Source organism: Dyadobacter sp. CY351 (assembly GCF_021502625.1).
In the GTDB taxonomy this organism is placed as follows: domain Bacteria; phylum Bacteroidota; class Bacteroidia; order Cytophagales; family Spirosomataceae; genus Dyadobacter; species Dyadobacter chenhuakuii.
Genome location: NZ_JAKFFU010000007.1, coordinates 25,589 through 50,218 on the forward strand (window position 1 = coordinate 25,589; position 24,630 = coordinate 50,218).

Sequence of the window (24,630 nt, forward strand, 5' to 3'; positions counted from 1 at the left end):
ACTATTTTTAGTACTTAATTAACATCGAAAAGTAAACGGTTATGAATAAAAAAGGACCTATTGTAATTATAGAAGACGACATGGACGACCAGGACATCCTGTCGGAAATCTTCAAAGAACTGAATTATAAGAATGAACTGGTTTTTTTTGGAGACGGTGTACAAGCTTTGGAGTACTTAACACATATAAATATTGAACCTTTTCTTGTCCTTTCTGACATCAACATGCCAAAATTAAATGGGATGGAACTGTATGAAAAAATTCATAACAACGAAGATTTGAGACTCAAATCCATACCCTATCTTTTCTTTTCTACAAGTGCCGAACAAAAGCATGTCATCGAGGCGTATTCAAGGTCGATCCAGGGATTCTTTATCAAACCGAGTAATTATGATAGATTAAAAAAAATGATAGTAAAAATTGTGGAGTATTGGCAAGAATGTGAATCACCAAACTATATCAAAAATGCTCAGTAGTAAATGTTTGATATAGTATGGGAGCATTTTACGAATAAGCTCCATAGATGGCAGAATTAACGGTAGGTGTTTACCGTTTGCCGGATTATAAGGTGGGTATCTTCAAAGGCTGATAGGGTTGGCAAGTCTGATTGCCAGCTCACTAATGCGCTCACTTATACGGTTGTGCCATTGTCCGACAACGGCTAATCTTTCCAAAATGTCGCTATGGCTGGCTTCTAAGACTAGTATTCGCCTTTGAAGTAAAAGATAATAGTGTGATGAGCCTGTTAAAGGTAGTTTCCTAATATGTGATGTGTGGCTTGATTGATCCAAAAGAAAAAGGTCAAGGAGTGGCTTGACCGAATAGCTTTAAACAGGGCGGAGAAGAAACTCAGATTAAACTGATTATATGTAAGTTAGGTATATTTTAGCGATCAACAACATTTTTGGGTTGCAGAAGAGTCCTAATGTTTACATCAAAGATCTGAATCCAGGCCCATCAGGTATGTAATAAAACGAACGTGGCTGTTGCAGAAGTGGTCCGATCAACTAGGAAATTGGGGAATCAACAATCAAGTATTTGCATTGACTGGCAAAAAGAGAGAAGAACTTGCTAAAAAAGTCGCAAGACGAGCGTATTTGTTGATTTTAGTACAACTAGGTTCCATGGCAGCATTTATAACGACTTTTCTTTTTGTCGTTTTGAGATATTTTTTGATATTAAACGCTATGGCAGCCATCAGCATGTTCTTGTGTGCGCCCTCTTTGCCTAGTACGTTTATCTTATTGAGTCCATAATACTGAACCAGACTACCAAAGACTGGCTCTACTGTACTCTGGCGCACCCGTTTCATTCGTTTTCCCCGTCTGCTGTGTTGCCTGATATAAGCCCTTTGATACTCCGGATCAAATGCTGTCCTTACGATCCTTTTACAGCCTGTATTTGGCGCGCACGTAGCCTTAAGTATGCAGCTCATACAATCCTTTCTCGATGCCCAGTAAGCTTTCATGGGTTTACCATCGGCATTATATTCCAATGCCTTAAAGGAAAGTAGCTTGCCCATTGGACACGAAAACTGATCAATTTCATTGTCATAAAGAAAACCTTCAACTTCTGGCTTATACATACCGAATACCGGTATCCAGGCTGATATATTCTGTTTTTCAAGGAACTGATAATTATAGCCATTGGAATAGCCCGCATCTGCAACTAAATCAGTCATTATAAGCTCGTCTTTAGTTAGCCTGTCTTGTATTGAGCTTGCTAAGCCGGGCAAATACTGACTGTCACGACCATCGGCAAAATCTGCTTGTATATGACTGATTACGCCTGCTGCTGTGTCTACTGCCATGCTACAGTGATAATTGAATTTTCTTGCCTTACCAGGCTTAACTGAAATACGCGCGTCCGGATCATGCGGATTGTAGTGCGTTTTGTTACTAACTAACTGCGCTTTCTCATGTGATGCACCAACCGAAGCCACGGGATTGTCACGTAATTTATCCTGGTGTTTTTTTACCCTACTCAGTTGATGCTGTGGAGCTGTGATTAATCCTGTGGGAGGAGTGAGGGCTGGTGGCTGGTTTTCAATATCTACAATCTCAAAGTGGCGCTCAATAGATTGAAAAGGCTTTTTCAGCTTAATACTTTCCATTGATGCGTTTGCTTTCACGGGTGCGGAATCTACGGCTTGGGTGTGACCTGATACCATGCGTTTTTGGACACACATTGTAAATACTTTATTAAAAAGCATCTCAAATACTTCAGCCGGATATAACTGCCTGGTCCGACTGATAGTGGAATGCCATGGTAACGGCTCATCAATATCGTATCCCAAAAAATAAAGAATGTCCATGCGCATCGAGCAATGCTCTACCAGTTTTCGATCAGAGGTTATATTTTCCAGATAACCCGTGAGCATCAACTTAAAAAATACAACAGGATCTATGGATGGGTTTCCGGTGCTCCCATAAAGCTCGCTGGTATCCTTATAAATGGAGTTTAAATCCAAGGATTCTCTCAGTCTTCGATAGAAATTATCCTTCGGCACCCGGTCAGATAATTGAAAGCTGGTGAACAGTTTTTCCGTGTAATTTTTTCTTCCTTGCATTCCTGAAGTTACAAAAAATCAAGGTATTCCGGAAGAAAATTGAGCTGTTTTTGTCCGAGTTCTGCAACGCCCACGAACGAATTTTTACACAATCTAGAATCACCCCAATGTTTTTATGCACCGCCGGGTTCATGCAAACCGTGGTTAAAGCGTATACTCCTGTAACTTCACCGCCCTACACGAACCTGACTCATGGGTGAAAGGCCCTAGTTGACCAGACCATCCGGAGCGAGATGCTATACAGCATTGCCGTTAGTTAAATCAAGCCGACCGAAGGCTAACTGCTTTTTCCTTTTAGCCCCAGTATGTCTTACCTAAGTGGAAAATTCACTGAAATGACAGATTATCAATTTATCGGTGAGATCAAGAAATTTAAGCTTGACAACTTTATGCCTTATATGGGATGGATTGGCAACAAACCCCACAAGATTTATACTCACAAAGACCCATTGTCATTCTTTGTTTATGATGAATCCACTGACAGGCTCTTTGAATTCGAACTTAGAGACCAGGACAGGTTGAATAAAGCTACCATTTACGATTGTCTCGTCAATGCTTATAAGACTTTGCCTGAAACACAAAGCTAATCGGCACGTTAGCATTATCTGCCAAAGTCAAAAATGTGGTATCACTTGGTTGTCGGGAATACTACATGTAACATGTTGGGCAATAAGATAGATTTCCCGAGATCCGTTCGTACACACCAGAAAATCTTCGGTTTGTGAAGTTATCTATATTCCTACATAATCTGTATGGCCAACAGTGAGCTTCGTTTCGTTACTACTTCTCCCATTTGTCGTTTAATCAGGGTACGCGGAAACGGTGGTATAATAGTACTCTAGCGCCCTTCAGTTTGCCTTCCCTTTTAGATCCAAAGATGCTTGATTTTGCCACTTTCAAATTACAGAATAGTCGTACGCCAAATCAAATTACAATAGTCTTCAAAGGGACACGTTAAAACGTACTCAACTCACCCAGATTTTAAATGTTAGCGCTACCGAATGATATCAGTTAGGAGGAAGTTTCGGTAGCGCTAAATCTCTGTATAATCTATTTTTGTTCAAGAACTGCCCTCAAATTCCTCATGTCATCACTAATCTTCTTATCAACGATCTTCGCATACTGCTGAGTCGTTTTGATGTTGCGATGCCCAAGCATCTTAGATACACTTTCGAGCGGCACGCCGTTGGTAAGGGTGATCGTAGTTGCAAAAGTGTGCCTAGCTAGGTGAAAGGTAATGGGCTTCGTGACCCCACAAACATCACCAATCTCCTTTAAATAGGAATTCATTTTCTGATTTGAAAGTACAGGAAGCAACTTATCTTTGGTTACACATTGTGGATGTTGCTGATACTTATCAAGCACCATCATTGCCATTGGCAAAACAGGAATCCTCGAAGGCGTATCTGTTTTTTGCCTTTTAATCGATAGCCATTTTTCTCCGTCTATTCCATCAATAATCTCCGACCTTTTGAGTTTAAACACATCCGCGTATGCCAAACCGGTATAGCAGCAAAACAGAAATATATCTCGAACCTGATCTAGTCTCTCGTTCTCAAAGTCTTTCTTGGAAATATTTTGAATTTCTATTGAAGTCAAAGCGTCTCTATCAACTTCTTTGATAGTCATTTTGAAAGCTATGAAAGGATCTTTTACAAGCCACCCATTTTTGATGCAGATAAAAACGATTTTTTTTAGGTTCGTGAGATATTTCATTGTGGTATTATGACCAATCTTCCGAACAGTTTTCATCCAGAACTCAAAACTTGAGATGAAGTCGTAGTCTAGTTTCAGTATGTCGATATCAGAGGTTTTGTATTTCCAGAGTATGAATGTCTTTGTGTGGTCGTAAGTGGTCTTGTACCGTGTTAACGTACCAAGCGCGTAGTCGCTTCCTACAAGTTGTTCCAATTTTTTATTGTGATCTCGAAACACTTCCAAAATTCCCTTTGACTTGTCCGCTACTCCATTTATCTTGTTTCTGACTAATTCAGCAGTTAAAAATAAATTTGATTCGATGATTTGCCTTTGTATTTCATAAATTTTGAATTGAAGGGCATCTAGGTAGGCGTTCAAAGTCCTCGTATCATCCTTTGTCCCGTTTTTTCGTCCAGTTTGAGAATTCCACTTTTCTGGTTCACACTCCCTCTTGGTTGATATTTCCATTCGCTCTCCTTCTACGGTAATGCGGATGTAAATTGGCAGTTTGCCGCTTTTGTAGTTGCTACGTTTTTTCAAATAAAAAAACATAGTCAGATTTCTTGATAACATAACATTCGATATTTAGTGGAACAAAACTACTACCGATGCTTCCAAAAAATCAAGATGTTTATCTGATGAACAGGTTGTAATTCAGATTGTTACAGCAGTTTAGGTGAGCACTTTTTTTGCTATTTCGAAGTGCTCACCCGATGCTCACCTAGATATTGCGAATATTTGCATATTTTGACAAAATCTGAAAAACAAAAAAGCCTGTAAATGTATGATTTACAGGCTTTTGATGCTTTTTGGTATTCTTACTTGCAGAGAGGAAGAGATTCGAACTCTCGATACAGTTACCCATATACTACCTTTCCAGGGTAGCTCCTTCAACCACTCGGACACCTCTCTGTGTTGTGGTAAGGGGTGCAAAGATAGCTTTTATGACTTTAAATGCAAATACAATGGTGCGTTTAATGAAGATCAGTTGCGAAATATGTTAGATACTCATTTCGCCTCTTAATGGCATTGCCAGCATTTCCTTGCATTTTTCTACGTCTTGTTCTTTTCCAAACACATACATCATTTTGGTGATGGCGGCTTCGGGGGTGATGTCGGAGCCGCTTACTACGCCGGCTTGTTTAAGGAAGCGGCTGGTTTCGTAGTGGCCTTGTGCGACGCGGCCGCCGTCGCATTGGGAGACGTTGAAAATGAGAATGTTTCTGGCAATGGCGGTGCTGATGGCATCGAGGAACCATGGCGCGGTGGTGGCGTTGCCAGCTCCGTATGTTTCCAGAACGATGCCTTTTAAGCCTTTGATATTGAGGATGGAATCGACCACTAACTGACTGATTCCCGGGAACATTTTCAGGAATGCGACATGATTGTCCATGTGTTTGTGGACCGTCAGTTGCTGGTTGGGTTCGTAAGACTTAATGTAGGGTAAATTATATTCAATCCTCACGCCGGCGTTAGCGAGTGCGGGATAGTTTTCGGAGTGGAACGCATTGAAATCGGAGCTTTCGCGCTTTTTGCTGCGATTGCCGCGGAGCAACATTGAATTGAAATAAATACAAACTTCCGAAATCATTGGCTGGCCGTTTTCATTTTTGGCTGCGGCGAGTTCCAATGCGGTGATTACATTCTCCCGGGCGTCCGAACGAGCGACGCCGATGGGCAGTTGTGCGCCGGTGAGAATGACGGGTTTGTTGAGATTGTCGAGTAAAAAACTAAGTGCGGAGGCTGTATAGGCCATTGTGTCCGTGCCGTGCAGGATAACGAAGCTGTCGTACTGCGCATATTCCTGTTCAATGATCGTCGCCAGCTCGATCCAGATTTCAGGGCTCATGTTTGATGAGTCGATGGGCTCGGACAGGGAGAGGAATGTTATGTCAAAATTAAGCCTGCTGATCTCAGGAACGCGGTCGATGATCTGGTCGAAATTGAATGGGACGAGTTGCTTTCCTTTGGTTTCGTAGACCATTCCCAATGTTCCGCCGGTGTAAATGACTAGCACGGAGCCTACGGTTGGCTCGGGAGAAATGGGATTAATGTGGATTTTGCTGTATGACATGCAAATTTGCTTTTGGGGAATGCTGGATGCTTTTACAAGCATTTTTCTGGCGTTTTCACTGGTGGCAATAATGGCTTCCTGCTTGGTAATCTGTTTCAAATCGGCCACGCGCTGGGCAACGAGATCGATGTAAGCAACCTCATTTCTTTTGCCACGGTAAGGAACGGGCGCCAAATAGGGCGCATCTGTTTCCAAAACTAAATGTTCAATGTCAACAAAAGGAATGACTTTATCCAAGCCGCCGTTTTTGAACGTCGAGACGCCGCCTATGCCGAGTTTGAAACCGAGTTCAATGGCTTTGTTGGCTTCATCCAATGTTCCGGTAAAGCAGTGGAAAATGCCTTTCAGGTTGGGATCTCCAAATTCTTCAATGAGTTTTACAGTTTCCCAAAATGCGCTTCTGCTATGAATGTCGATCCAGAGATTGTGTTTTCTTGCCAGTTTGCATTGATATAAAAAAGCCTTTTCCTGCTGTTCCTGGAATGTTTTATCCCAAAATAAATCCATCCCGATTTCACCGATGGCTATAAAGCTGGCTTTTTCGAGCCATTCTTCGATGATGGTAAGTTCTGTCTCAAAATCATCTTTTACATACGTCGGATGCAAGCCCATCATCGGCAGGCATTTACCGGGGAAGCGTTCGGCCAGTTCCATCATGCCGGGAATGGTAGCGTGATCGCAATTGGGCATCCAAATCTGCTCTATGCCTGCATTCCAGGCGCGATCAAGCATGGCATCGCGGTCCTCAGCATAATCGTCACTGTATATATGAGCGTGGGTTTCAATCATCTGTATTAATATTCACGTCCTTTCCAGACGGTTTTTCCAGGTAAAAAGTAATTGGCCAGCATAATCCACCCGATCAGCGTCATATGAAACCAGAACAGCAGCGCGGCTTTCCAAAGGTCAAATTGCCGCAGCAACACAATGGAAATCAGCGAGATAATCGTGATCAGCACGTAATAGCGCCCTATTCCGATCCACGGCTCGATAGGAAACCATATGGAGAGAATCAGAAATATGGGAACGATCAAGGATGACAAGATCAGGCTCCATTTGGTCACCCAAAAGGACTGCATAACGCCCTGCATCCAACGTTTCCGCTGTTTCAGCAACTCTGCAAAGCTGGTAACGGGTTCGGAAACATTCAGAATGTCCCTGTGATACGCCATTTTAAAATCATAGCCGCCTTTTGCGATGCCCATGAATAGCGTGTAATCCTCCACAATGGAAAACCCAAGCTTTTCATAACCGCCAACGGCGAAATACGCTTCCCGAGCCACGGCCATGTTGTTACCCATGCCGGTCATAGGAATTTTGAACAAAGAAAAAAAGCGTGCGACACTCAGTGCAAACAGCCATTCGGTGGACAAAAGATCTGCTCGTAAATGGCTTTTTTTCATGCGCGTCAGGCCGACTACGACGCCGGTTTTTTCTTTAAAATGCCTTAGCATGCCCTTTACCCAGGTCGGCGCAACGGTAATGTCGGCGTCACAATAGAACAGATAATCACCTTTGGCTTCGTGCGCAAGCTGCGCCAGCACATTAGCTTTTCCCTTTAATCCTGCAACTTGCTTCGTGATTTTAAGGCATTTAAACTGGTGTTTGTCCCAAATAAATCCGGCTATAAGCTCTTCGGTAAGGTCTTCGGAATCGTCGTCGCCGATAATGATTTCAATATTTTCTTTCGGAAAATCGAGTTCATGCAGCGATTTGAGACATCTTTCAATATTATTTTCTTCGTTACGTGCCGCGACGAGCACGCTCACTTTAATGCGATTGCCGGTTTGAAGCATGTAATAGTATAAATTTTGCGATCATAAAGTGTTCATTAGTAATGTCATAGCGTCACTTCATCGCCATTGCTTCGAATGTAAATCCCTCATTACTGAAATGCTCCAAAAACCTCGGAAGCGCGTATTGCATATTAGGTGCGGCTTTGACGCTGTCGTGGAACAAAACAATTGAGCCAGGCCGGGTGTATTGAATCGATTTTCGCAGACAAATTTCCTGTGTAATTTCTTTGGAAAAATCCCCGCTTAAAACATCCCACATGATAATGTCGCGCTCACTTTTAACAACACGCGACTGGCTTTTTTTGATCCGTCCATAAGGTGGCCTGAATAGATTCGTCGGCACATTCAGCTGCTTCTCACATTGCTTAATGTTGTCGAGATACACTGCATCCTCAGTCTTCCAGCCGTTCATGTGATTGAATGTGTGATTGCCTATGGCATGTTGATTATCAAGCAGTTGTTTGTAAATCTCCGGATGTTTCTCCACATTATTTCCAATGCAAAAAAAGGTCGCTTTCGCCTTGTAACGTGCCAATGTTTCCAGAACAGACTCGGTAATGTCGGGAATAGGGCCGTCGTCAAAGGTCAGGTAAATCTTTTTTTCCTGCGTCGGAACGCGCCAGATAAAGCCCGGAAAAAACGCTTTCAGCCAGAAAGGCGAATGGTGTAAAAACATTATTTTAAATGGTGTCGGCCAATATTTGTGGTCAAATATAAAGGGATATAAAATAAGAAGCTGCCCATTTGGAGCAGCTTCTCGCTTAATATAATATGTAGCTTTTATAAAATCACCGATCAGGCATGCGCAAATGCGGGGTTGAACATGGAAACCGCTTTCGCTTCCAAAAACGACTGTCCCATCAAATATTCATCCACCGATCTCGCTGCTTCACGGCCTTCGCTGATCGCCCACACAACCAAAGATTGTCCGCGGCGGCAGTCACCGGCTGCAAACACTTTTTCATTGGAAGTTGATTGGTAACCGTTTGTTTTAATGTTGCCGCGCTCGTCAAATTCTACTTCCAGGTCGTTCAAAAGGCCTTCTTGTTGCGGGTGCAAGAATCCGGCTGCCAAAAATGCCAGGTCGCAAGGAATGTTTCTTTCGCTTCCCGCCACTTCTTTCATCTGCATACGGCCCGTTTCAGGATCTTTTTGCCAATCGAGGTCAACGATTTTCAACTCTTTCAAATTGCCGTTTTCGTCGCCAACAAATTCTTTTGTATTGATAGACCAATGTCTGTCGCAGCCTTCCTCGTGCGAAGTTGAAGTCCGCAACATCATCGGCCAGTTTGGCCAGGGCGTACTTGCATCGCGTTCCTTCGGAGGAATAGGCATTAATTCAATTTGTGTAATGGAAGCTGCACCATGACGGCCGGATGTTCCCACACAGTCAGAACCCGTGTCACCGCCACCGATTACCACCACGTGTTTGTCTTTCGCAATGATCTGTCCGTTTGTGTAAGGCGCTCCGCGGTGATCCACTTCCGGGTTAATGCCCGCCACGCGTTTGTTTTGCTGGCTCAGGAATTCCATCGCAAAGTGAACACCTTTCAAATGACGGCCTTCGATTTTCACATCTCTTGGAACCGTCGATCCCATTGTCAATAAAACTGCATCGAACTCATCCAGCAATTCGTTTGCTTTCACAGTCACACCCACATTCACATTCGTGCGGAATTCAACGCCTTCGGCTTCCATAACCGCCAAACGACGGTCAATAACGGCTTTATCCAGCTTAAAATCAGGAATTCCGTAACGAACCAGTCCACCGATTTTATCAGCGCGTTCCATCAAAACCACCGAATGTCCGGCTTGGTTAAGCTGGTAAGCAGCGGCCATTCCCGCAGGTCCGGAACCAATAACAGCGACTTTTCTGCCAGTGCGGAATTTCGGAATTCTTGGTTTTACAAGGCCTAGTTCGAACGCTTTCTCAATGATCGCTTTTTCAATGTATTCAATCGCCACTGGTGGCTTGTTGATGCCGAGCACGCAAGATGATTCGCATGGGGCAGGGCAAATCCGTCCCGTAAATTCTGGGAAGTTATTGGTCGAAGACAAAATTTCGTAAGCCAGCGCCCAGTTTTCATCATACACCGCGTCGTTGAACTCGGGGATAATGTTGCCTAGCGGGCAACCATTGTGGCAAAAAGGGATTCCGCAGTCCATGCAACGGGCTGCCTGCTGTTTGGAATGAGAGTCGGTTGGGGCAGTTTCAATCTCGCGGTAATCCGAAAGACGTTCGTCAACACTTCTTTTCTTTGGCAACTCCCTTTCAAACTCTAAAAATCCGGTTGGTTTTCCCATTCTTATATTTCTTATTAAATCGTTATTCTAATTAAAACAACTTCAACAAAATGTGGGTAATCGCTTATTGATGAACTACATCCACAACGATGTCTTTGTAAACCACATTCTTATCGGCAATCTGCTGCGCCAATGTAATGTTGCGTCCTTCCAGCGCTTTTTTGAAATCGGCAGGCAACACTTTCACAAATTGCTTCACAGATTGTTCCCAGTTTTGGATTAGCTGGAATGCAATGTTGCTGGTTGTATACTGGAAATGTTTGTCCAGATATTCGCGCAAAATACCCTGATCTTCTTCATTAAGCGGATCGAGTGAAACCATTTCCATGTTCACTTTCTCTTTGAATGTGCCGTTTTTGTCCAAAACATAAGCCACTCCGCCCGACATTCCGGCCGCGAAGTTTCTTCCTGTTTCACCAAGAATCACAGCCAAACCGCCCGTCATGTATTCCAGACCGTGGTCACCAACGCCTTCAACAACCACTTTCGCACCTGAGTTACGGACGCAGAAACGTTCTCCGGCTGTTCCTCTGATATAAGCATCGCCCGACGTTGCGCCGTAGAATGCAACGTTACCAATGATAATGTTCTCTTCCGGTTTGAATTTCGAGTCGCGGTCTGGGTAAACAATCAGTTCCGCGCCGCAAAGTCCTTTTCCGAAATAGTCATTGGCGTCGCCTTCCAGTTCCAGACGAAGTCCGGCTGTGTTGAATGCACCAAAGCTTTGTCCGGCCGTTCCGCGGAATTTGAAATGAATGTTGCCTTTTGCAAGACCAGCACCGCCGTATTTTTTGGAAATTTCGTTCGATAACATTGTTCCCACCGAACGGTTCAGGTTGTTCAATGCAAACTCTGCATAAATTTCCTCCTGGCTGTCCAATGCAGGTTGTGCCGCCTTGATCAGATCCCAGTCGATAATGCTGTCGATGCCGTGATCCTGCTCTTCTTGTTTGAACTGAGCCACTGAAAGATCGCCTTCTTTATAAAGGATTGCGTCGAAATTTAGGTTTTTGTATTTCCAATGTTTGATATCGTTACGCAGTTCGAGATATTGAGCCTGGCCAACCATCTCATTTACAGTCCGGAAACCAAGTTGAGCCATAATCTCGCGCAACTCTTCGGCCATAAAATGGAACATGTTCACCACGTGCTCAGGCTTACCCGAGAACAATGCGCGCAATTCTTTATTTTGGGTTGCTACGCCGACAGGACAAGTGTTCAAATGGCATTTGCGCATCATAATGCAACCTGCCGCAACCAATGCAGCCGTCGCCACGCCCCATTCTTCAGCGCCCAACATCGCCGCAATCGCAAGGTCTCGACCTGTACGAAGCTGACCGTCAGCCTGAACGGTAACCCGTCCACGCAATTTGTTTTTAACCAAAGTCTGGTGCGTTTCCGCAAGACCAAGTTCCCAGGGCAAACCAGCGTGACGGATCGAGCTCAATGGTGAAGCACCTGTTCCGCCATCATAACCGGAGATCAGAATGTGGTCCGCATGCGCTTTCGCAACACCCGAAGCAACCGTTCCGACACCAGCCTCAGAAACCAGTTTTACACTGATGCGCGCCTGACGGTTTGCATTTTTAAGGTCAAAGATCAACTGAGCCAAATCCTCAATCGAATAAATATCGTGGTGGGGCGGGGGAGAGATCAAGCCTACGCCCGGCGTCGAGTGACGCGTGCGGCCGATCCAGTCGTCCACTTTAAAGCCTGGAAGCTGTCCACCTTCACCTGGTTTTGCACCTTGTGCCGTTTTGATCTGTAACTCGCCAGCATTGCTCAGATAATGGCTGGTAACCCCGAAACGTCCCGAAGCAACCTGCTTAATCTGCGAGTTCATGCTGTCACCATTTGCCAAAGGCGTGTAACGCAATTCATCCTCACCGCCTTCACCGGAGTTGGATTTTCCACCGATCCGGTTCATGGCAATGGCCAATGTTGTGTGCGCTTCCCATGAAATAGAACCAAATGACATGGCTCCCGTAGCAAAGCGTTTGAAAATGCTCTCAACCGGCTCCACTTCTTCAATTGGAATGCTCGTTCCTTTCTTGAAACGAAGCAATCCGCGAAGCGTTAATGCCTTATGGCTTTGATCGTCAATCAATTTTGAATACTTCTTGAATGTTTCGTAGCTGTTTGTCTTCGTAGACTGCTGCAACAAATGCACAGACGCCGGGTTGAAAATGTGCGCTTCGCCGCGTTGTTTCCATTGGTAAAATCCACCCACTTCCAGCTTCGGTTTCGAATCCGGCGTTTCGTGGTAAGCCACTTTGTGACGCACCAAAATCTCACGTGCAATCTCAGAAATGCCCATTCCGCTGATTCGGGAAATGGTTCCTGTGAAATATTTATCAACCACATCTTTGTTCAGACCAACGCATTCGAAGATCTGTGCGCCTTGATACGATTGCAATGTTGAAATTCCCATTTTAGAGAAAATCTTCAAAAGCTCCTTATTAACAGCCTTAATGTAGTTGTAATGCAGTTTTTCGTCTGTAAACTCGCCTTCAATCATCTTCTTCCGATTCATGAAAGAAAGTGTTTCAAATGCCATGTAAGGGCAAATTCCCGCTGCACCATAACCGATCAACGCGGCAACGTGGTGTGTTTCCCAAACGTCTCCCGCTTCAACCAATAACCCTACTTTTCCTCTCAATCCTTCACGGATCAAATGGTGGTGAATGGTTGCAGTGGCCAATAACGAAGGAATTGGCGCGTGATCCGAGTCAATCGCACGGTCGGAAAGAATCAGGATTTCAAATCCATCGTCGATTGCGTCCGTTGCGTAGCGGCAAATCCGCTCTAATGCTCTTTCCAGCGCTTTTCCGCCTTCGTCAGCACGGAAATAGGTGTTGATTGTTTTTGCCTGGAAACCGTCTTTATCTACAAAACGCAGTTTATCAAACTCCTGCACCGACAAAATCGGGTGCGGCAGCGCGATCTGGCGACAATGTTTCGGCGTCTCTGTTAATATATTTTCTGTTCCACCCACGAAAGAAATCAGCGACATGATCGAACGTTCGCGGATCGAGTCAATCGGTGGGTTGGTAACTTGTGCAAAAAGCTGTTTGAAATAATTAGACAAATGCTGGCTTTGCTCAGAAAGCACGGCCAAAGGCACATCCGTTCCCATCGAACCGATCGCTTCCTGACCTGTTTGCCCCATAGGAGCCAGGATCATGCGCAAATCTTCCGATGTGTAGCCAAATGCAACCTGACGTTTCAGCAATGCATTGTCGTCATAAGCGCGGTAAGTCCGGATCGGGTGATCCAGCTGATCTACGTGCAACTTATTGTCATCCAGCCACTTCTGATAAGGCTGACCTGAACAAACGGCTGCCTTAATTTCTTCATCAGGAATAATACGGCCTTGCTCCATATCCACGACAAACATGCGGCCCGGCTGCAAACGACCTTTTGTAACAACTCTCGACTGATCGACATCCAAAACCCCAGCCTCAGACGCCATAATGATCGTATCGTCGTCCAAAACCCAGTAACGCGAAGGGCGAAGACCATTACGGTCAAGCGTTGCGCCGACCATTTTACCGTCCGTGAACGAGATCGAAGCAGGACCATCCCAAGGCTCCATCATAGCAGCATTGTATTCGTAAAATGCTTTGCGTTCCGGGTCCATCTGCTCGTTTCCGTCCCAAGCCTCAGGAATCAGCATCATCATCACGTGCGGCAATGAGCGGCCCGAGAGATGCAACAATTCAATGGCATTGTCCAGGTTTGCGGAGTCAGATTGATTTCTGTCGCAAATCGGGACGATCATATCCATTTCTTCTTTTGTAAAAAACTCAGAAGCAAATGATTTTTCTCCGGCACGGATCCAGTTTACATTGCCTTTTACGGTGTTGATCTCACCATTGTGCGCAATGTAGCGGAACGGCTGAGCAAGCTCCCACGACGGGAATGTATTGGTAGAAAAACGCGAGTGAACGACCGCAAGGGCCGAAACAACCGATTCGTTTTCCAGATCCGGGAAGTAATATTTTAACTGGGCAGTTGTAAGCTGGCCTTTGTATGAGATCGTGCGGCAGGAAAGTGAAGAATAATAAAAGCTCCTTTCCACACCCTTAACCGTATCTCTGATAATCCGCGCAGAAACCTGGCGCAGGATGTAAAGTTTTCTTTCAAAACCAAGATCGTCCGTTACTTCGTCCGGACGTTTGATAAACAATTGCTCAACATGCGGTTCAACAGACAATGAGCCTTCGCCCAATGTGTTGTTCAATGTTGGCACTTTTCTGTAACCTAATATATGCAATCCAAGCTTTTTGGCTTTGCGGCTCAGAATGTCACGGCATTCCTCGCGCATGATTTCGTTGCCAGGAAAAAAGATCATCCCAACGCCGTATTCACCGGCAGGTGGCAACTGAAAACCAAGCTTTGAACATTCTTCAACAAAGAACTCGTGTGGAATCTGAATCAAAATGCCTGCGCCATCACCCGTGTTCGGATCGAAACCGGTAGCACCCCTATGCTCCATGCGTTCGAGCATGTGAATGGCGTCAGCCACGATCTGGTGTGACTTGCGGCCCTTAATGTTAGCCCGGAAACCTATACCACATGCATCATGCTCAAATTCCGGACGGTACAGTCCCTGATTTTCTACCATTGGTTCAGACATTTGCGACATTAATCGAAGATTCTAGAGTTGACAAATTCGTAAATAGAATTTGTTTAAATAAGCAATTAAAAATTTTTAAGAAACCGCCATCCCGTTATGAATTGGGTAAAGCCACGCAAGATAACCATAAAAGATATTTGGCCGAATACGGAAATGGCAAAATTTTCTATCTGTATGAGATTTTGATTTTTTTATCACAATTAATATAGAAATATTGATAAAACGATCAGTGCTTTTAGTGATTAGTTGTCAAATTCATAATCAAAAACCACTATTAAGCTGTCTTACCTAAATCCAAATACCGTCTTGTTAAAATAATAAATCTTTCTATTATGACCAAAAAAAGCCCAGCCTTTCAAGGCTGGGCAATTGTGTTTATGAATTTTTTGTGCTGGTTATGGCTCTTTGGATTCGCTTACATTGTCGTAATCTTCGTCATCATAACCATCGTCGCCTGCACCAAATTCATTCTCCAGACTATGCATGAAAACGGCGTCAATGGCTTCCTCTTTGGATGGTAAAACTTCCATATCCGGAATTTTCAGATCTTCCAGCAAGTCCATAAAATCATCATCCCGCGTCACGATCACGAGCAGGCCGAGATCATTGGCGCAAAGCCAGTTTATCTTTTTCAAAATTGCAGTTCCTGACGCATCCACCGATTTCACAGGCTGCATATTGACGATCAGATTGTGGTAACCTTCACGAAAAATTTCGCGCGCCGTTTCCTCAAATGCCGCCGGGACGTCACCAGCAAATGCGGGCTCTTCCAGCTCTATATATACGAATTGTTCTTTCTTTTCCAGTTTATAGTTCATTTCAATTTTTTGTTTTGTTCAAACAAGATTTTTAATAAAATATCAACAGAATGTGATTACAGCGCTCTCAAAATGGCGTTTTCTATTCTTTTCAATGGATCGTCCAGATTGTTTTTCTGGAATTTATTGCCTGTTACTTTTTCAAATAACTCAATGTAACGGTCGGAGATTAGCTGAATGCGCTCATCGTCCATTACCGGAACAGTCTGGCCTTCTTTTCCCTGGAAACCATTCTGAATGAGCCACTCCCTTACAAATTCCTTGCTAAGCTGTTTTTGGGGAAGTCCTGCCCGCTGGTTTTCCGCATATACGTCTGCATAGAAATAGCGCGATGAATCCGGCGTGTGGATTTCGTCAATGAGGTAAATGATGCCATCCAGTTGGCCAAACTCATATTTTGTATCCACCAGGATCAGTCCCTGATCGGCAGCCATTTCAGTTCCTTTGGCAAAAAGCGCAAGCGTATATTTTTCCAAATGCTCGTAATCATCTTCGCTTACAAGCCCTTGCGCAAGGATTTCTTCACGCGAAATGTCTTCGTCATGACCTTCGTGCGCTTTCGTGGTTGGCGTTATGATCGGCTGGGGGAGTTTGTCATTTTCTTTCAAGCCATCTGGCAACGAAACGCCGCATACCGAGCGCTTTCCAAGCGAATATTCCCGCCACGCATGTCCTGCCAAATATCCTCTTACCACCATTTCAACCGGATAAGCCTGGCATTTCAAACCAATGCTCACATTCGGATCTGGCACTTCTTCGAGCCAGTTGGGCACGATGCCCGACGTTGCATTCAGGAAATGCGCCGCTATCTGGTTCAAAACCTGTCCTTTATAGGGAATAGCGCGGGGCAAAATCACGTCAAAAGCCGAAATGCGGTCGCTGGCGACCATCACAAGTTTTTTCTCGAAGGAATAAACGTCGCGGACTTTGCCTTTGTAAAAACCTGTCTGGCCAGGAAATTGAAAGTTGGTTTCTGGAATGCTATTCATCTTTTTATAGTAAAAATTACCACTCTATTTCGTCTTGTTTTGCTGTTTTAGACTTGTATTGCTTCCTTCTGAGCTGGTAAATATATTGCGATTCGTTTGATTTCATGGCATCCAATATCGCACGGGCCTGCTCCTCAGACATATTCATTTCCCGCAAACTTCGCAGCAGCTCCTCTTTCTGCACATCTTCGGCCACTTCCCGCGTCTCCGGTTTCGGCTCCGGCGGCGCAGGCTGGTTGCGCTCCGCAATGGCATCCCGCTCAGATTTTTGTTTCTTATTATTCTGGTCAGAAGGCTTGTCGACGCCTGAAAATGCTTTTTTCAAAACAATGTAATTGCTCCTTGCCAGGCTGTTTCCTGGTTCCAGCCGCAGCGCTGTTTTCAAATGATCGAGCGCGTTCACTGTGTCCTTTTGATTCACTCGAATTAATGCGATTTGGCTGTTTGCAATGGATGCAATGGTGTTATCATCAATGTGATCCAGCAGTTCGTAATGTTTCAACGCCAATTTGTAATTGCCCATCTGATAGTAGGAGTGGGCCAGATTCAGGCGCGCCGCCGGGTCGGAAAAAAGGGAGCCGTACGTAATTTGGTAATACAAATCGGCCGACTGCTTGTATTGTTTGTTGTTGTATGCCTGCTCCGCGCCCAGTTTCCGCTCATTGGCCTTGGTAATGGAGTCAAATGTCCGATTATCCCAGAGCCAAAGCAGAATATAAAGAATAATGGCGGTCATAGGCGGTCGATTTGTGTCGCAAAAATAAGCATGAATCCTTATAGTCGGAACGTTCCTATCGTAATTAAAACGTCCAGCAGAATCAGGATCAGTGCCGCGCCCAGGAAATAATAGTATTTGTTACTCACCACCGTAATTGTCCGCGAATCGACCAATGTTCCCTCCGCCTGGTTGACGTCATTGATGAGTTTCAACATGTCATTTTTGGTATTATTAAGCTCATAGTAAGTTCCTCTCGCCGCGGTTGCCATCGTTTTCAGGAAATTTTCATCCAGTTTGCTGATCACCAGTTTGTCGTTTTTATCCATCAGCGGCTTGCCGTCCTGCTGGATGCTGATGCCCACTTTCGTCCCCACCGCCACCGTGTAAACGCCTATCCCAAACCGACGTAAATTGTTGTACAACGGCCCGCTGCAAGATGAATTGTTCTCGCCATCCGTAAAAAGGATCATCATTTTCGAGCGTCCGCCGGGATCGGCAGCATTCATTAATTTGTTGTAAGCCAGTTCGGTTGCATCGCAAATGTTGGTCCCGCCCGTCGCCAGTAAATCCGTTTGTAAAGATTGTATAAACAATTCCAAAGCAGCGCCATCATAAGTCAGCGGCACGTGTATGAATGCTTCATTGGAAAAAATAATGATCCCGATCCGGTTTGCCCGCTCATTCTGCACAAATCTGTTCATCTCAAATTTCACTTTTTCCAACCGCGACGGCGTGACATCCGCTGCGTCCATGGATTTGGAAAGGTCCACGATCAGAAAAATGTCCTTGCCTTTGGACTGGATCTGCCGGTCGGCCTCCCCGAACGACGGTCCGAGCAAACTGATGATCAATAATGCGAATGTAATGGATCGTAAAAATAGTTTCAGGATGAGGGTTCTTGCGGTGGTTTGCAACTGCCGGGCGATGCGGACGGTGCGGATAATGTAGGCTGTGTAGATTAAAATGAAAAAAAATATGAAAAAAAATTCAGTGGTGTCAAAGGGGTAATTCCAGTTCATAATGAACGCTTTGGGTAATTTAAAATTTTTCAAAAATAGGGAATTGTGGCTTCTGATAAAGTTTTTTTAGTGAAATGTTTGTTTTTCTGAACGGCAACCTTCTATATTTGCAACCCAGAACGGAAAGAAGGAGGGATGGGTGAGTGGCTGAAACCAGTAGTTTGCTAAACTGCCGTACTCGCAAGGGTACCGCGGGTTCGAATCCCGCTTCCTCTACACCGATCTAAAATAGAGTAAAAAGAGGGGCTGACCTTTGACGAAATCGAGACTCAGCCTAGCAAGTAAGAATAACTCGGGGAGTGGCGCAGCCCGGTAGCGCATCTGGTTTGGGACCAGAGGGTCGCAGGTTCGAATCCTGTCTCCCCGACACAAAAGATTTAGGCAGTTAGGCCGTTGCAGATAAAACTGCGAATCGCTGACTGCCTATTTTTTTGACTACGGTCCGGTAGCTCAGCTGGATAGAGCAGCTGCCTTCTAAGCAGCAGGTCATGTGTTCGAATCACATCCGGATCACGCAAGCACTTAACATTTGTTAGGTGCTTTTTTTATGCGCCGACAAATAATTCATACTGACCGGAAAATTTGTAAATTGTGTCTAGTTGAGTCCTGGGTATTTCTTTGTGAAATAACATCAAACATCTCCCAGCAAACTCATGAAAACAAAACTTTCGGACATGACGACCTTTGAACTGCGAGAAGTTAGCCACTGGGATGAAGCTGAAAAATGTCAGTCAGAGATTCTCACTTTGGCCGAAGACGAAATCGAAGGCATTCTTATTGTCTACACGGGCCAGCAGGGCGACCATACATTAAGTATCATACCGTCCCTGAATGTTTCCGGTTATGGCATTGATGAGGAGGATTCCGTAAACGCGTTAAAGGAAAATTTAGAGACGCTTTTTGAGGATCTGTTCGGTATCAGCGAGTCCGAGCGAAAAGATGAACTGTCCAGGATGGGATGGAATCCACAGCCATCGTCGGACCAGCCGCTTGCCTGGCTCCACTTTGAAGAAAAAGAGATATTACAAAATTTCGATTTTCCTGAGCAAGTAAAAACCTCCATCTTACAAGCTGCATAGTTGGGAAATAATCGGCCTGTTAAGCTTAAAGACTGGATACGTTTCCTTGAAGCGCACGGATGCCATTATTTACGTATAAAAGCATCTCATGAACATTGGAAATGCCCAAGATGTCTTCGAACCATTACCCATAGACCTGCGTATAAAGATATTCCCGCACTTCATTTGAAAACCAATCTTGCCACAATGGGGAAATCGTTGGAGGATCTTTATGATTGGATTGAGAGAAATTGACAAATAATGCGGCTTCTTGAATAAAGCCTAACAAATGATATTTGTAATTTTTTGTCGGAAATTCGGACTTGTTTTCTATCTTTGGCTATGAAGAAATTCTCAACGATGAAAGAGGCCTTTGACTGGTGGGCGAAGCACATTTATCCAACTTTGCCGCCGGACGTGAAGAAGGGTAGGTATACAAGTGCTTGGAAGGATTATACTTATCAGCAAGGAATTTCTGAAAAGAGAATGGAAAACATTTTGTCAGACTTTGGTAAAATCGATGTCAAAATTGAGGTAACATTCACACCAAACTAAAATTTTTGACTGATTTTTGTCGGAAAACTCGACTTATATCCAGTAATAAAAAACCCGGAGCTTCTAAGTTTCTGAGGCTGCGATGCTCCGGGGGAGTTTAATCAGTAATAATTAAACATTGTAAATGTATGACAACGACGCAAGATTCAAAAACAAACTGTGAACTAACATTACTAAACCGGCAAATGAGTGCACTAAGGCAAGAAATGCTCAATGTTCAAAAAGATCAGTTAGTTGATTGCATCAGAGGATTTTTTGATGAAGGTGATGCTTGCGGGCCGGTCTGTTATTTGAATGTGTTGATGAAAAGTAATGCAAATCATGCAGAGGGTCTCAGGATATCAACATTCTTAATGCAGATGGAAAGGTTTGATCGATGTATTAAGTTGCTCCAAAAACGTTAGACACCCTCCGTCCGGCTCAATCGCTTGTTCAAAGCAACGATCGAAATCCAAATCACGGTTGCTCCGCCGTAGCCGGTGTAAAACTTATCCATTTCCAAGGTATGCAGCTCGATCAGTACGCGAATGACGAGCTTACAGCCGCTTATAACGGACATGATTTGAAAACCCGTTCCTATGAAGCCGGGAAGATTTGTTTGCCCGAAGCGATTTTGACACTTGTAAATAATCAGGTACAAAATGCTAGCAAGAAACGCCAGCATGAATATAATCCGTCGAACCAGAATTTCGTCCAGAATAAGTTGCAGAGAATTCACAAACCCAGAAGCAATTAATTATAAGCTTTCACTTTGAGTTCGTGGATTTTGCGATCGCATATAGAACCAGATTTCAACAATTATCCCCAATGCTCCGCCAATAAGCGCGCCTGTCATATTAAACAAGCTCCCGCCTAAAAAGGCACCACCGCAGGAAGATGAGATGACTGCCGACACAAGTGGGTCCCAGTCGTTTATCTTATGATGACCAGCCTTGCAATTTGTAGTTTCCATGGTTAGCGTGTTGAATGATTTGAAAAATTGAATGGGTAAAGCTATGCATTTGCTACCAGACTTCCATAGGATTTTTAGTAAATCTTTTGTGTTAACTGTCTAATAATGTGCATTATAAGTTTAGCTTATAATTTAGCTGGCCCGGTATCGAGAGTCGGTCTGCTTGAAATTTACCGATCAATCATTCAAACCCGCCTCCTGAAAACTCTCTGCTTAAAACCAATTGGTATGGCACCGATTTAGCGCTTGTGTGTTGCAAACATTCAAGTGCTATTATGTACAAAATATTCTTTCTCTTCATGGCAGTCATTGCTGTGCCATGCTTTTCTCAAACAAAAACACTCTGGGACGGTGAAGCAAATCCGGCTAGTTGTAATAAGGCATACGGGTCCGTAATTTCGGGATCCGATGCTTTTACTGGCGACGCTTGTTTTCGGGCGGAGCCGGATAAGTTTCATATGCCGAAAATCGGGTTTAATTGCAGCAATGCCTGGCGAGCGGATATTTCGGGATTTGATGAGCTTCGTTTTTTTATAAAGTCAAATCAAAACGCGCAAATCACTTCCATACGGCTTACCACTTACTTCGCACAGAGCAATTGGGTCGATATTGGCACCTATATACAGGGTGCGGGCGGGATTACTACGGATTATAAGGAAGTCAGAATTCCGCTGACATTGTTCAAAAAGCAAGGTTATGACCTCACTTCTATTGAATATCTCGAATTTGCAACTACAACTTCAAACCAACTTTTCTACTTTATCGATGACATTCAGGTTGTCGACTTAAAATCGCCCAAGCTCTCATTACAACCGGTTTCCAGCCGGGTTTTAAAGCTCAGCGTTAGTGAACGATTCGATACGACAGGATGCTATGAAACTGCCAATTACAGTTTGGCGAGCCAGGCAGATCCGGCGTATCTGCAACAGCAACACCCCATTAAAATCGGACGGCATCATTATGTTAAGGGGTTACTTCCGACGTCCGGAGTGCCATTTGTTGCGTATGAGCTGTATCTGATTTTTGATAAACCATTGAATAATGCTGGCTTATACAATTTGACAGTCACTGACATCAGGGACCTATCTGGTAATGCAGCTGCACTGGACACGACATTTGCTTTCGGAGACCTTACAATTTATGGAAACGTAAAGGCCAATCAGGTTGGGTATTTGCCCGACAGCCCGAAGCTCGGCAAGCTGGGCAGCTTTCTGGGCGATGCCTGGTTTATGCCCGTTGATTCGGTCAATACACCTGTTTTTGAGGTTCGAGACGAGGCAGATCAAGTTGTTTATAGCGGCGTAAGTACGTTTTTGAAAGCTGATTCATCATTCAGCGGCGAATTGGTTTTTGACCTGGATTTTTCGGAAGTGACCATTCCCGGCACATACTATTTGTATGTAGAAGGTTATGGCCGTTCTGAAACATTCACCATTGCTGATGAAGTGTACGATGACTTACATAAGCACACGGCCAGGAGTTTGTATTACCAAAGATCGGGCAAGCTGGATTCGCAGCATGCCGGCAATTGGCATCGTGGCGGTCTGCCGGCGTTGGTGGCGCAAATTCATTCTTCTCACGCATCATCTCCGCTGCATAGTGCCTCCGATCCTGCTGTCGGCAGTAAAATTCCGATGATCCAGGGCTGGCTGGATGCCGGTGACTACGGACGGTATGTTCCCACGGCGGCGAGTGCTTTGTTTATTCTCTTTACTGCTTTTGAGCTGTATCCGCAAAAGTTTCCGGACAATTATTACAACATTCCCGAAAGCGGCAACAGCATTCCTGACCTGCTCGATGAGATCAAATATGAAACCGATTGGCTGAAACAAATGCAGGCACCAGATGGTGGCGTGTATTTCCGCGTTACACCTGCCACCTGGTCAACTGGATTGCCGGAAGATGAGGTGAGTACACTTTTTGTTTCTGAAAAAATAACGCAGTCCACAGCACTTTTTGCAGCAGCGATGGCCATGGCGGCTCGAAATATGAAAGCCTATTTCCCCAATTACGCCCAGAATTGTCTCGATATGGCGAAAAAAGCCTGGGCTTTCCTGCAACTGCATCCGCAAGCATCAGCTCCTGTGAATTTTCCCGGCATTTCGGCTGGACCTTATCCGGATCCTATTGACCTGGATAACCGCGCCTGGGCGGCTGCCGAGCTCTATAAGACGACGGGCGAAGTCATGTATAACAATGCTTTTCTGGATTACTATGCCAAGATCCCTCACGAGTTCCATGCTACGATGAGCTGGGCACACCATACTTTCAAAGCGGCGTGGGCTTATTCTACAACCAAATTTCCAGTCAGTAATGCTCCTGTCGCGGAGTTTAAGTCCAAGCTGAATACTGAAGTGCTGGTTAATTACAACCATAGGACAATGAACATTCATGCGTATCATGGCGCATATCATCCTTTTAAGGGTTACGTAGGCTACGGAACTTTTGGCATGGCCCAGAGCTATGCATTTGACTACATTATGTTCAGTTATCTGCTATCCAAGCCCGAACTGCTGGATCTGGCAAAAATTCAGCTTGATATTCCTTTGGGCAACAATCCGTTGTCTAAAAGCATGATTACCGGCGTTGGCAAAAATGCTCCGAAATTTCCTCTTCATTGGTCAACGGTTCCAAACAAATACACCGAGCCAGTTCCCGGCATCCCGGTATTTGGCCCTGCTGCGTCGCTGGTTATGAACAGGCCGTCCAGCTTTGCAATCCAGGACTCGGCAAACCGATATCCCTATGGTTTCAAAAAAGAAGACCCTTATCCTGTGCTTCGTCGCTATACGGACGCGCGTGAGGCTGTTGAAATGTCGGAATTCACGATCCAGGAAATCGCTGTCACAATCGCTCCGTTTGCGTTTTTCAGCACTGCCATCAATGACGCACTTCCGGTTCATTTTGCAAGCTTTGAAGCACAGGCCGAACAATGTCATGTAAACCTGCACTGGACAACCAGCCAGGAAGTCAATGCGGATTATTTCGTTATTCAGCGCAGTGCCGATGCGAAAACGTTTGAGGATATCGGCCGGGTAAGCGCAGCGGGATCAAGCAGCATATCTAAGCAATATCGTTTCACAGATTCCCTCCCTAATCCGCGTAATTATTACAGGCTCAAACAAGTCGATTATGATGGACGATATCAATTTACGCGTATCCTTTACGCTCCGGACGCTTGCAATGGAATGAAAATAAATGTTTTGCAAAAGCAGCAAAACATTTATGAAATACAAACCGAGTCGGCAGAAAATACGGATCTGCTCACAGGTGAGGTCGTTAACAAACGTGGGGTTCCCCGGAAGCGATTCGATATAAATCCAGGGATAGCCACGCGTTTCGACACATTCGATCTTCCAGCGGATATTTATATTTTACAAATAAAAAACCAGCAAGGATATCGATTGTACACGCAAAAATTGTTGGTTCACTGACCGGTTC

19 protein-coding genes, 4 tRNA genes and 1 pseudogene are annotated in these 24,630 nt (G+C 44.6%); 9 read left to right on the forward strand and 15 right to left on the reverse strand.

Annotated elements, in window-relative coordinates; genetic code table 11:
* Window positions 1-41 precede the first annotated feature (41 nt).
* Complete coding sequence (locus tag L0660_RS14375; protein ID WP_235160100.1) at window positions 42-476, forward strand: response regulator; 435 nt, start codon at window positions 42-44, stop codon at window positions 474-476.
* Window positions 477-1,030: 554 nt separating this feature from the next.
* On the opposite strand, the gene L0660_RS14380 is transcribed toward L0660_RS14375, so the two are convergent.
* Entirely contained in the window at window positions 1,031-2,569 is a 1,539-nt protein-coding gene (locus L0660_RS14380; protein ID WP_235160101.1) for an IS1182 family transposase, read from the reverse strand.
* A gap of 305 nt (window positions 2,570-2,874) precedes the next feature.
* On the opposite strand from L0660_RS14380, the gene L0660_RS14385 reads away from it, so the two are divergent.
* On the forward strand, window positions 2,875-3,156 hold the full coding sequence (locus tag L0660_RS14385) for a hypothetical protein (protein WP_235160102.1): 282 nt from the start codon (window positions 2,875-2,877) through the stop codon (window positions 3,154-3,156).
* Window positions 3,157-3,619: 463 nt separating this feature from the next.
* Here the strand turns inward: L0660_RS14385 and L0660_RS14390 are convergent, their stop codons facing one another.
* The 12 genes and pseudogenes from L0660_RS14390 to L0660_RS14445 all read right to left on the reverse strand — a co-directional run bounded on the left by L0660_RS14390 (window position 3,620) and on the right by L0660_RS14445 (window position 18,624).
* On the reverse strand, window positions 3,620-4,840 hold the full coding sequence (locus L0660_RS14390) for a site-specific integrase (RefSeq protein WP_235160103.1): 1,221 nt from the start codon (window positions 4,838-4,840) through the stop codon (window positions 3,620-3,622).
* 252 nt (window positions 4,841-5,092) lie between these two features.
* Window positions 5,093-5,179, reverse strand: a tRNA-Ser gene (locus L0660_RS14395).
* Between the two features lie 88 nt (window positions 5,180-5,267).
* Window positions 5,268-6,341 carry an asparaginase gene (locus tag L0660_RS14400; RefSeq protein ID WP_235160350.1) on the reverse strand — a complete coding sequence of 358 codons (1,074 nt, stop codon included), beginning with the start codon at window positions 6,339-6,341 and terminating at the stop codon, window positions 5,268-5,270.
* Window positions 6,342-6,377: 36 nt separating this feature from the next.
* A pseudogene (locus L0660_RS14405) lies at window positions 6,378-7,130 on the reverse strand (TatD family hydrolase); the annotation flags it as partial.
* 5 nt (window positions 7,131-7,135) lie between these two features.
* Window positions 7,136-8,137, reverse strand: coding sequence for a glycosyltransferase (locus L0660_RS14410; RefSeq protein WP_233797635.1), 1,002 nt, complete (start codon window positions 8,135-8,137; stop codon window positions 7,136-7,138).
* Window positions 8,138-8,189: 52 nt separating this feature from the next.
* A complete protein-coding gene (locus L0660_RS14415) occupies window positions 8,190-8,813 on the reverse strand; it encodes a polysaccharide deacetylase family protein (RefSeq protein ID WP_233797636.1) in 624 nt (207 codons plus the stop codon).
* A 119-nt stretch (window positions 8,814-8,932) separates the two neighbouring features.
* A complete protein-coding gene (locus tag L0660_RS14420; protein WP_235160104.1) occupies window positions 8,933-10,441 on the reverse strand; it encodes a glutamate synthase subunit beta in 1,509 nt (502 codons plus the stop codon).
* Window positions 10,442-10,505: 64 nt separating this feature from the next.
* The gene (gene gltB / locus L0660_RS14425) at window positions 10,506-15,089 is read right to left on the reverse strand and encodes a glutamate synthase large subunit (protein WP_409013404.1); all 4,584 of its coding nucleotides are present in this window, start codon (window positions 15,087-15,089) and stop codon (window positions 10,506-10,508) included.
* 386 nt (window positions 15,090-15,475) lie between these two features.
* A complete protein-coding gene (locus L0660_RS14430) occupies window positions 15,476-15,898 on the reverse strand; it encodes an STAS domain-containing protein (RefSeq protein ID WP_235160106.1) in 423 nt (140 codons plus the stop codon).
* Between the two features lie 56 nt (window positions 15,899-15,954).
* On the reverse strand, window positions 15,955-16,887 hold the full coding sequence (locus L0660_RS14435) for a phosphoribosylaminoimidazolesuccinocarboxamide synthase (protein WP_235160107.1): 933 nt from the start codon (window positions 16,885-16,887) through the stop codon (window positions 15,955-15,957).
* 16 nt (window positions 16,888-16,903) lie between these two features.
* Window positions 16,904-17,623: a hypothetical protein gene (locus L0660_RS14440; protein WP_235160108.1), complete on the reverse strand. Its 720-nt coding sequence runs from the start codon at window positions 17,621-17,623 to the stop codon at window positions 16,904-16,906.
* Between the two features lie 38 nt (window positions 17,624-17,661).
* Window positions 17,662-18,624 carry a VWA domain-containing protein gene (locus tag L0660_RS14445; RefSeq protein ID WP_233797641.1) on the reverse strand — a complete coding sequence of 321 codons (963 nt, stop codon included), beginning with the start codon at window positions 18,622-18,624 and terminating at the stop codon, window positions 17,662-17,664.
* A 129-nt stretch (window positions 18,625-18,753) separates the two neighbouring features.
* On the opposite strand from L0660_RS14445, the gene L0660_RS14450 reads away from it, so the two are divergent.
* From L0660_RS14450 to L0660_RS14475, 6 genes are all read left to right on the forward strand, one after another.
* Window positions 18,754-18,840: transfer RNA gene (locus tag L0660_RS14450), tRNA-Ser, on the forward strand.
* Window positions 18,841-18,917: 77 nt separating this feature from the next.
* Window positions 18,918-18,991 (forward strand) — tRNA-Pro (locus L0660_RS14455).
* Between the two features lie 72 nt (window positions 18,992-19,063).
* Window positions 19,064-19,137, forward strand: a tRNA-Arg gene (locus L0660_RS14460).
* Between the two features lie 140 nt (window positions 19,138-19,277).
* Entirely contained in the window at window positions 19,278-19,703 is a 426-nt protein-coding gene (locus L0660_RS14465) for a hypothetical protein (protein WP_235160109.1), read from the forward strand.
* Between the two features lie 321 nt (window positions 19,704-20,024).
* A complete protein-coding gene (locus L0660_RS14470) occupies window positions 20,025-20,237 on the forward strand; it encodes a hypothetical protein (RefSeq protein ID WP_235160110.1) in 213 nt (70 codons plus the stop codon).
* 128 nt (window positions 20,238-20,365) lie between these two features.
* Window positions 20,366-20,641: a hypothetical protein gene (locus L0660_RS14475; RefSeq protein ID WP_235160111.1), complete on the forward strand. Its 276-nt coding sequence runs from the start codon at window positions 20,366-20,368 to the stop codon at window positions 20,639-20,641.
* On the opposite strand, the gene L0660_RS14480 is transcribed toward L0660_RS14475, so the two are convergent.
* Window positions 20,638-20,796 (reverse strand): hypothetical protein, encoded by a 159-nt coding sequence (locus L0660_RS14480; RefSeq protein WP_235160112.1) that lies wholly within the window; start codon window positions 20,794-20,796, stop codon window positions 20,638-20,640. The genes L0660_RS14475 and L0660_RS14480 overlap by 4 nt on opposite strands.
* A 177-nt stretch (window positions 20,797-20,973) precedes the next feature.
* Complete coding sequence (locus L0660_RS14485) at window positions 20,974-21,189, reverse strand: hypothetical protein (protein WP_235160113.1); 216 nt, start codon at window positions 21,187-21,189, stop codon at window positions 20,974-20,976.
* Between the two features lie 299 nt (window positions 21,190-21,488).
* Between L0660_RS14485 and L0660_RS14490 the strand changes: the two genes are divergently transcribed.
* The gene (locus L0660_RS14490) at window positions 21,489-24,623 is read left to right on the forward strand and encodes a glycoside hydrolase family 9 protein (protein ID WP_235160114.1); all 3,135 of its coding nucleotides are present in this window, start codon (window positions 21,489-21,491) and stop codon (window positions 24,621-24,623) included.
* Window positions 24,624-24,630 lie beyond the last annotated feature (7 nt).

Bases quoted from the DNA above. Each gene is read 5' to 3' on its own strand.
- L0660_RS14375 (WP_235160100.1), top strand. From the start codon at position 42: ATGAATAAAAAAGGACCTATTGTAATTATAGAAGACGACATGGACGAC.
- L0660_RS14380 (WP_235160101.1), bottom strand. From the start codon at position 2,569: ATGCAAGGAAGAAAAAATTACACGGAAAAACTGTTCACCAGCTTTCAA.
- L0660_RS14385 (WP_235160102.1), top strand. From the start codon at position 2,875: ATGTCTTACCTAAGTGGAAAATTCACTGAAATGACAGATTATCAATTT.
- L0660_RS14390 (WP_235160103.1), bottom strand. From the start codon at position 4,840: ATGTTATCAAGAAATCTGACTATGTTTTTTTATTTGAAAAAACGTAGC.
- L0660_RS14400 (WP_235160350.1), bottom strand. From the start codon at position 6,341: ATGTCATACAGCAAAATCCACATTAATCCCATTTCTCCCGAGCCAACC.
- L0660_RS14410 (WP_233797635.1), bottom strand. From the start codon at position 8,137: ATGCTTCAAACCGGCAATCGCATTAAAGTGAGCGTGCTCGTCGCGGCA.
- L0660_RS14415 (WP_233797636.1), bottom strand. From the start codon at position 8,813: ATGTTTTTACACCATTCGCCTTTCTGGCTGAAAGCGTTTTTTCCGGGC.
- L0660_RS14420 (WP_235160104.1), bottom strand. From the start codon at position 10,441: ATGGGAAAACCAACCGGATTTTTAGAGTTTGAAAGGGAGTTGCCAAAG.
- gltB (WP_409013404.1), bottom strand. From the start codon at position 15,089: ATGTCGCAAATGTCTGAACCAATGGTAGAAAATCAGGGACTGTACCGT.
- L0660_RS14430 (WP_235160106.1), bottom strand. From the start codon at position 15,898: ATGAACTATAAACTGGAAAAGAAAGAACAATTCGTATATATAGAGCTG.
- L0660_RS14435 (WP_235160107.1), bottom strand. From the start codon at position 16,887: ATGAATAGCATTCCAGAAACCAACTTTCAATTTCCTGGCCAGACAGGT.
- L0660_RS14440 (WP_235160108.1), bottom strand. From the start codon at position 17,623: ATGACCGCCATTATTCTTTATATTCTGCTTTGGCTCTGGGATAATCGG.
- L0660_RS14445 (WP_233797641.1), bottom strand. From the start codon at position 18,624: ATGAACTGGAATTACCCCTTTGACACCACTGAATTTTTTTTCATATTT.
- L0660_RS14465 (WP_235160109.1), top strand. From the start codon at position 19,278: ATGAAAACAAAACTTTCGGACATGACGACCTTTGAACTGCGAGAAGTT.
- L0660_RS14470 (WP_235160110.1), top strand. From the start codon at position 20,025: ATGAAGAAATTCTCAACGATGAAAGAGGCCTTTGACTGGTGGGCGAAG.
- L0660_RS14475 (WP_235160111.1), top strand. From the start codon at position 20,366: ATGACAACGACGCAAGATTCAAAAACAAACTGTGAACTAACATTACTA.
- L0660_RS14480 (WP_235160112.1), bottom strand. From the start codon at position 20,796: ATGTCCGTTATAAGCGGCTGTAAGCTCGTCATTCGCGTACTGATCGAG.
- L0660_RS14485 (WP_235160113.1), bottom strand. From the start codon at position 21,189: ATGGAAACTACAAATTGCAAGGCTGGTCATCATAAGATAAACGACTGG.
- L0660_RS14490 (WP_235160114.1), top strand. From the start codon at position 21,489: ATGGCAGTCATTGCTGTGCCATGCTTTTCTCAAACAAAAACACTCTGG.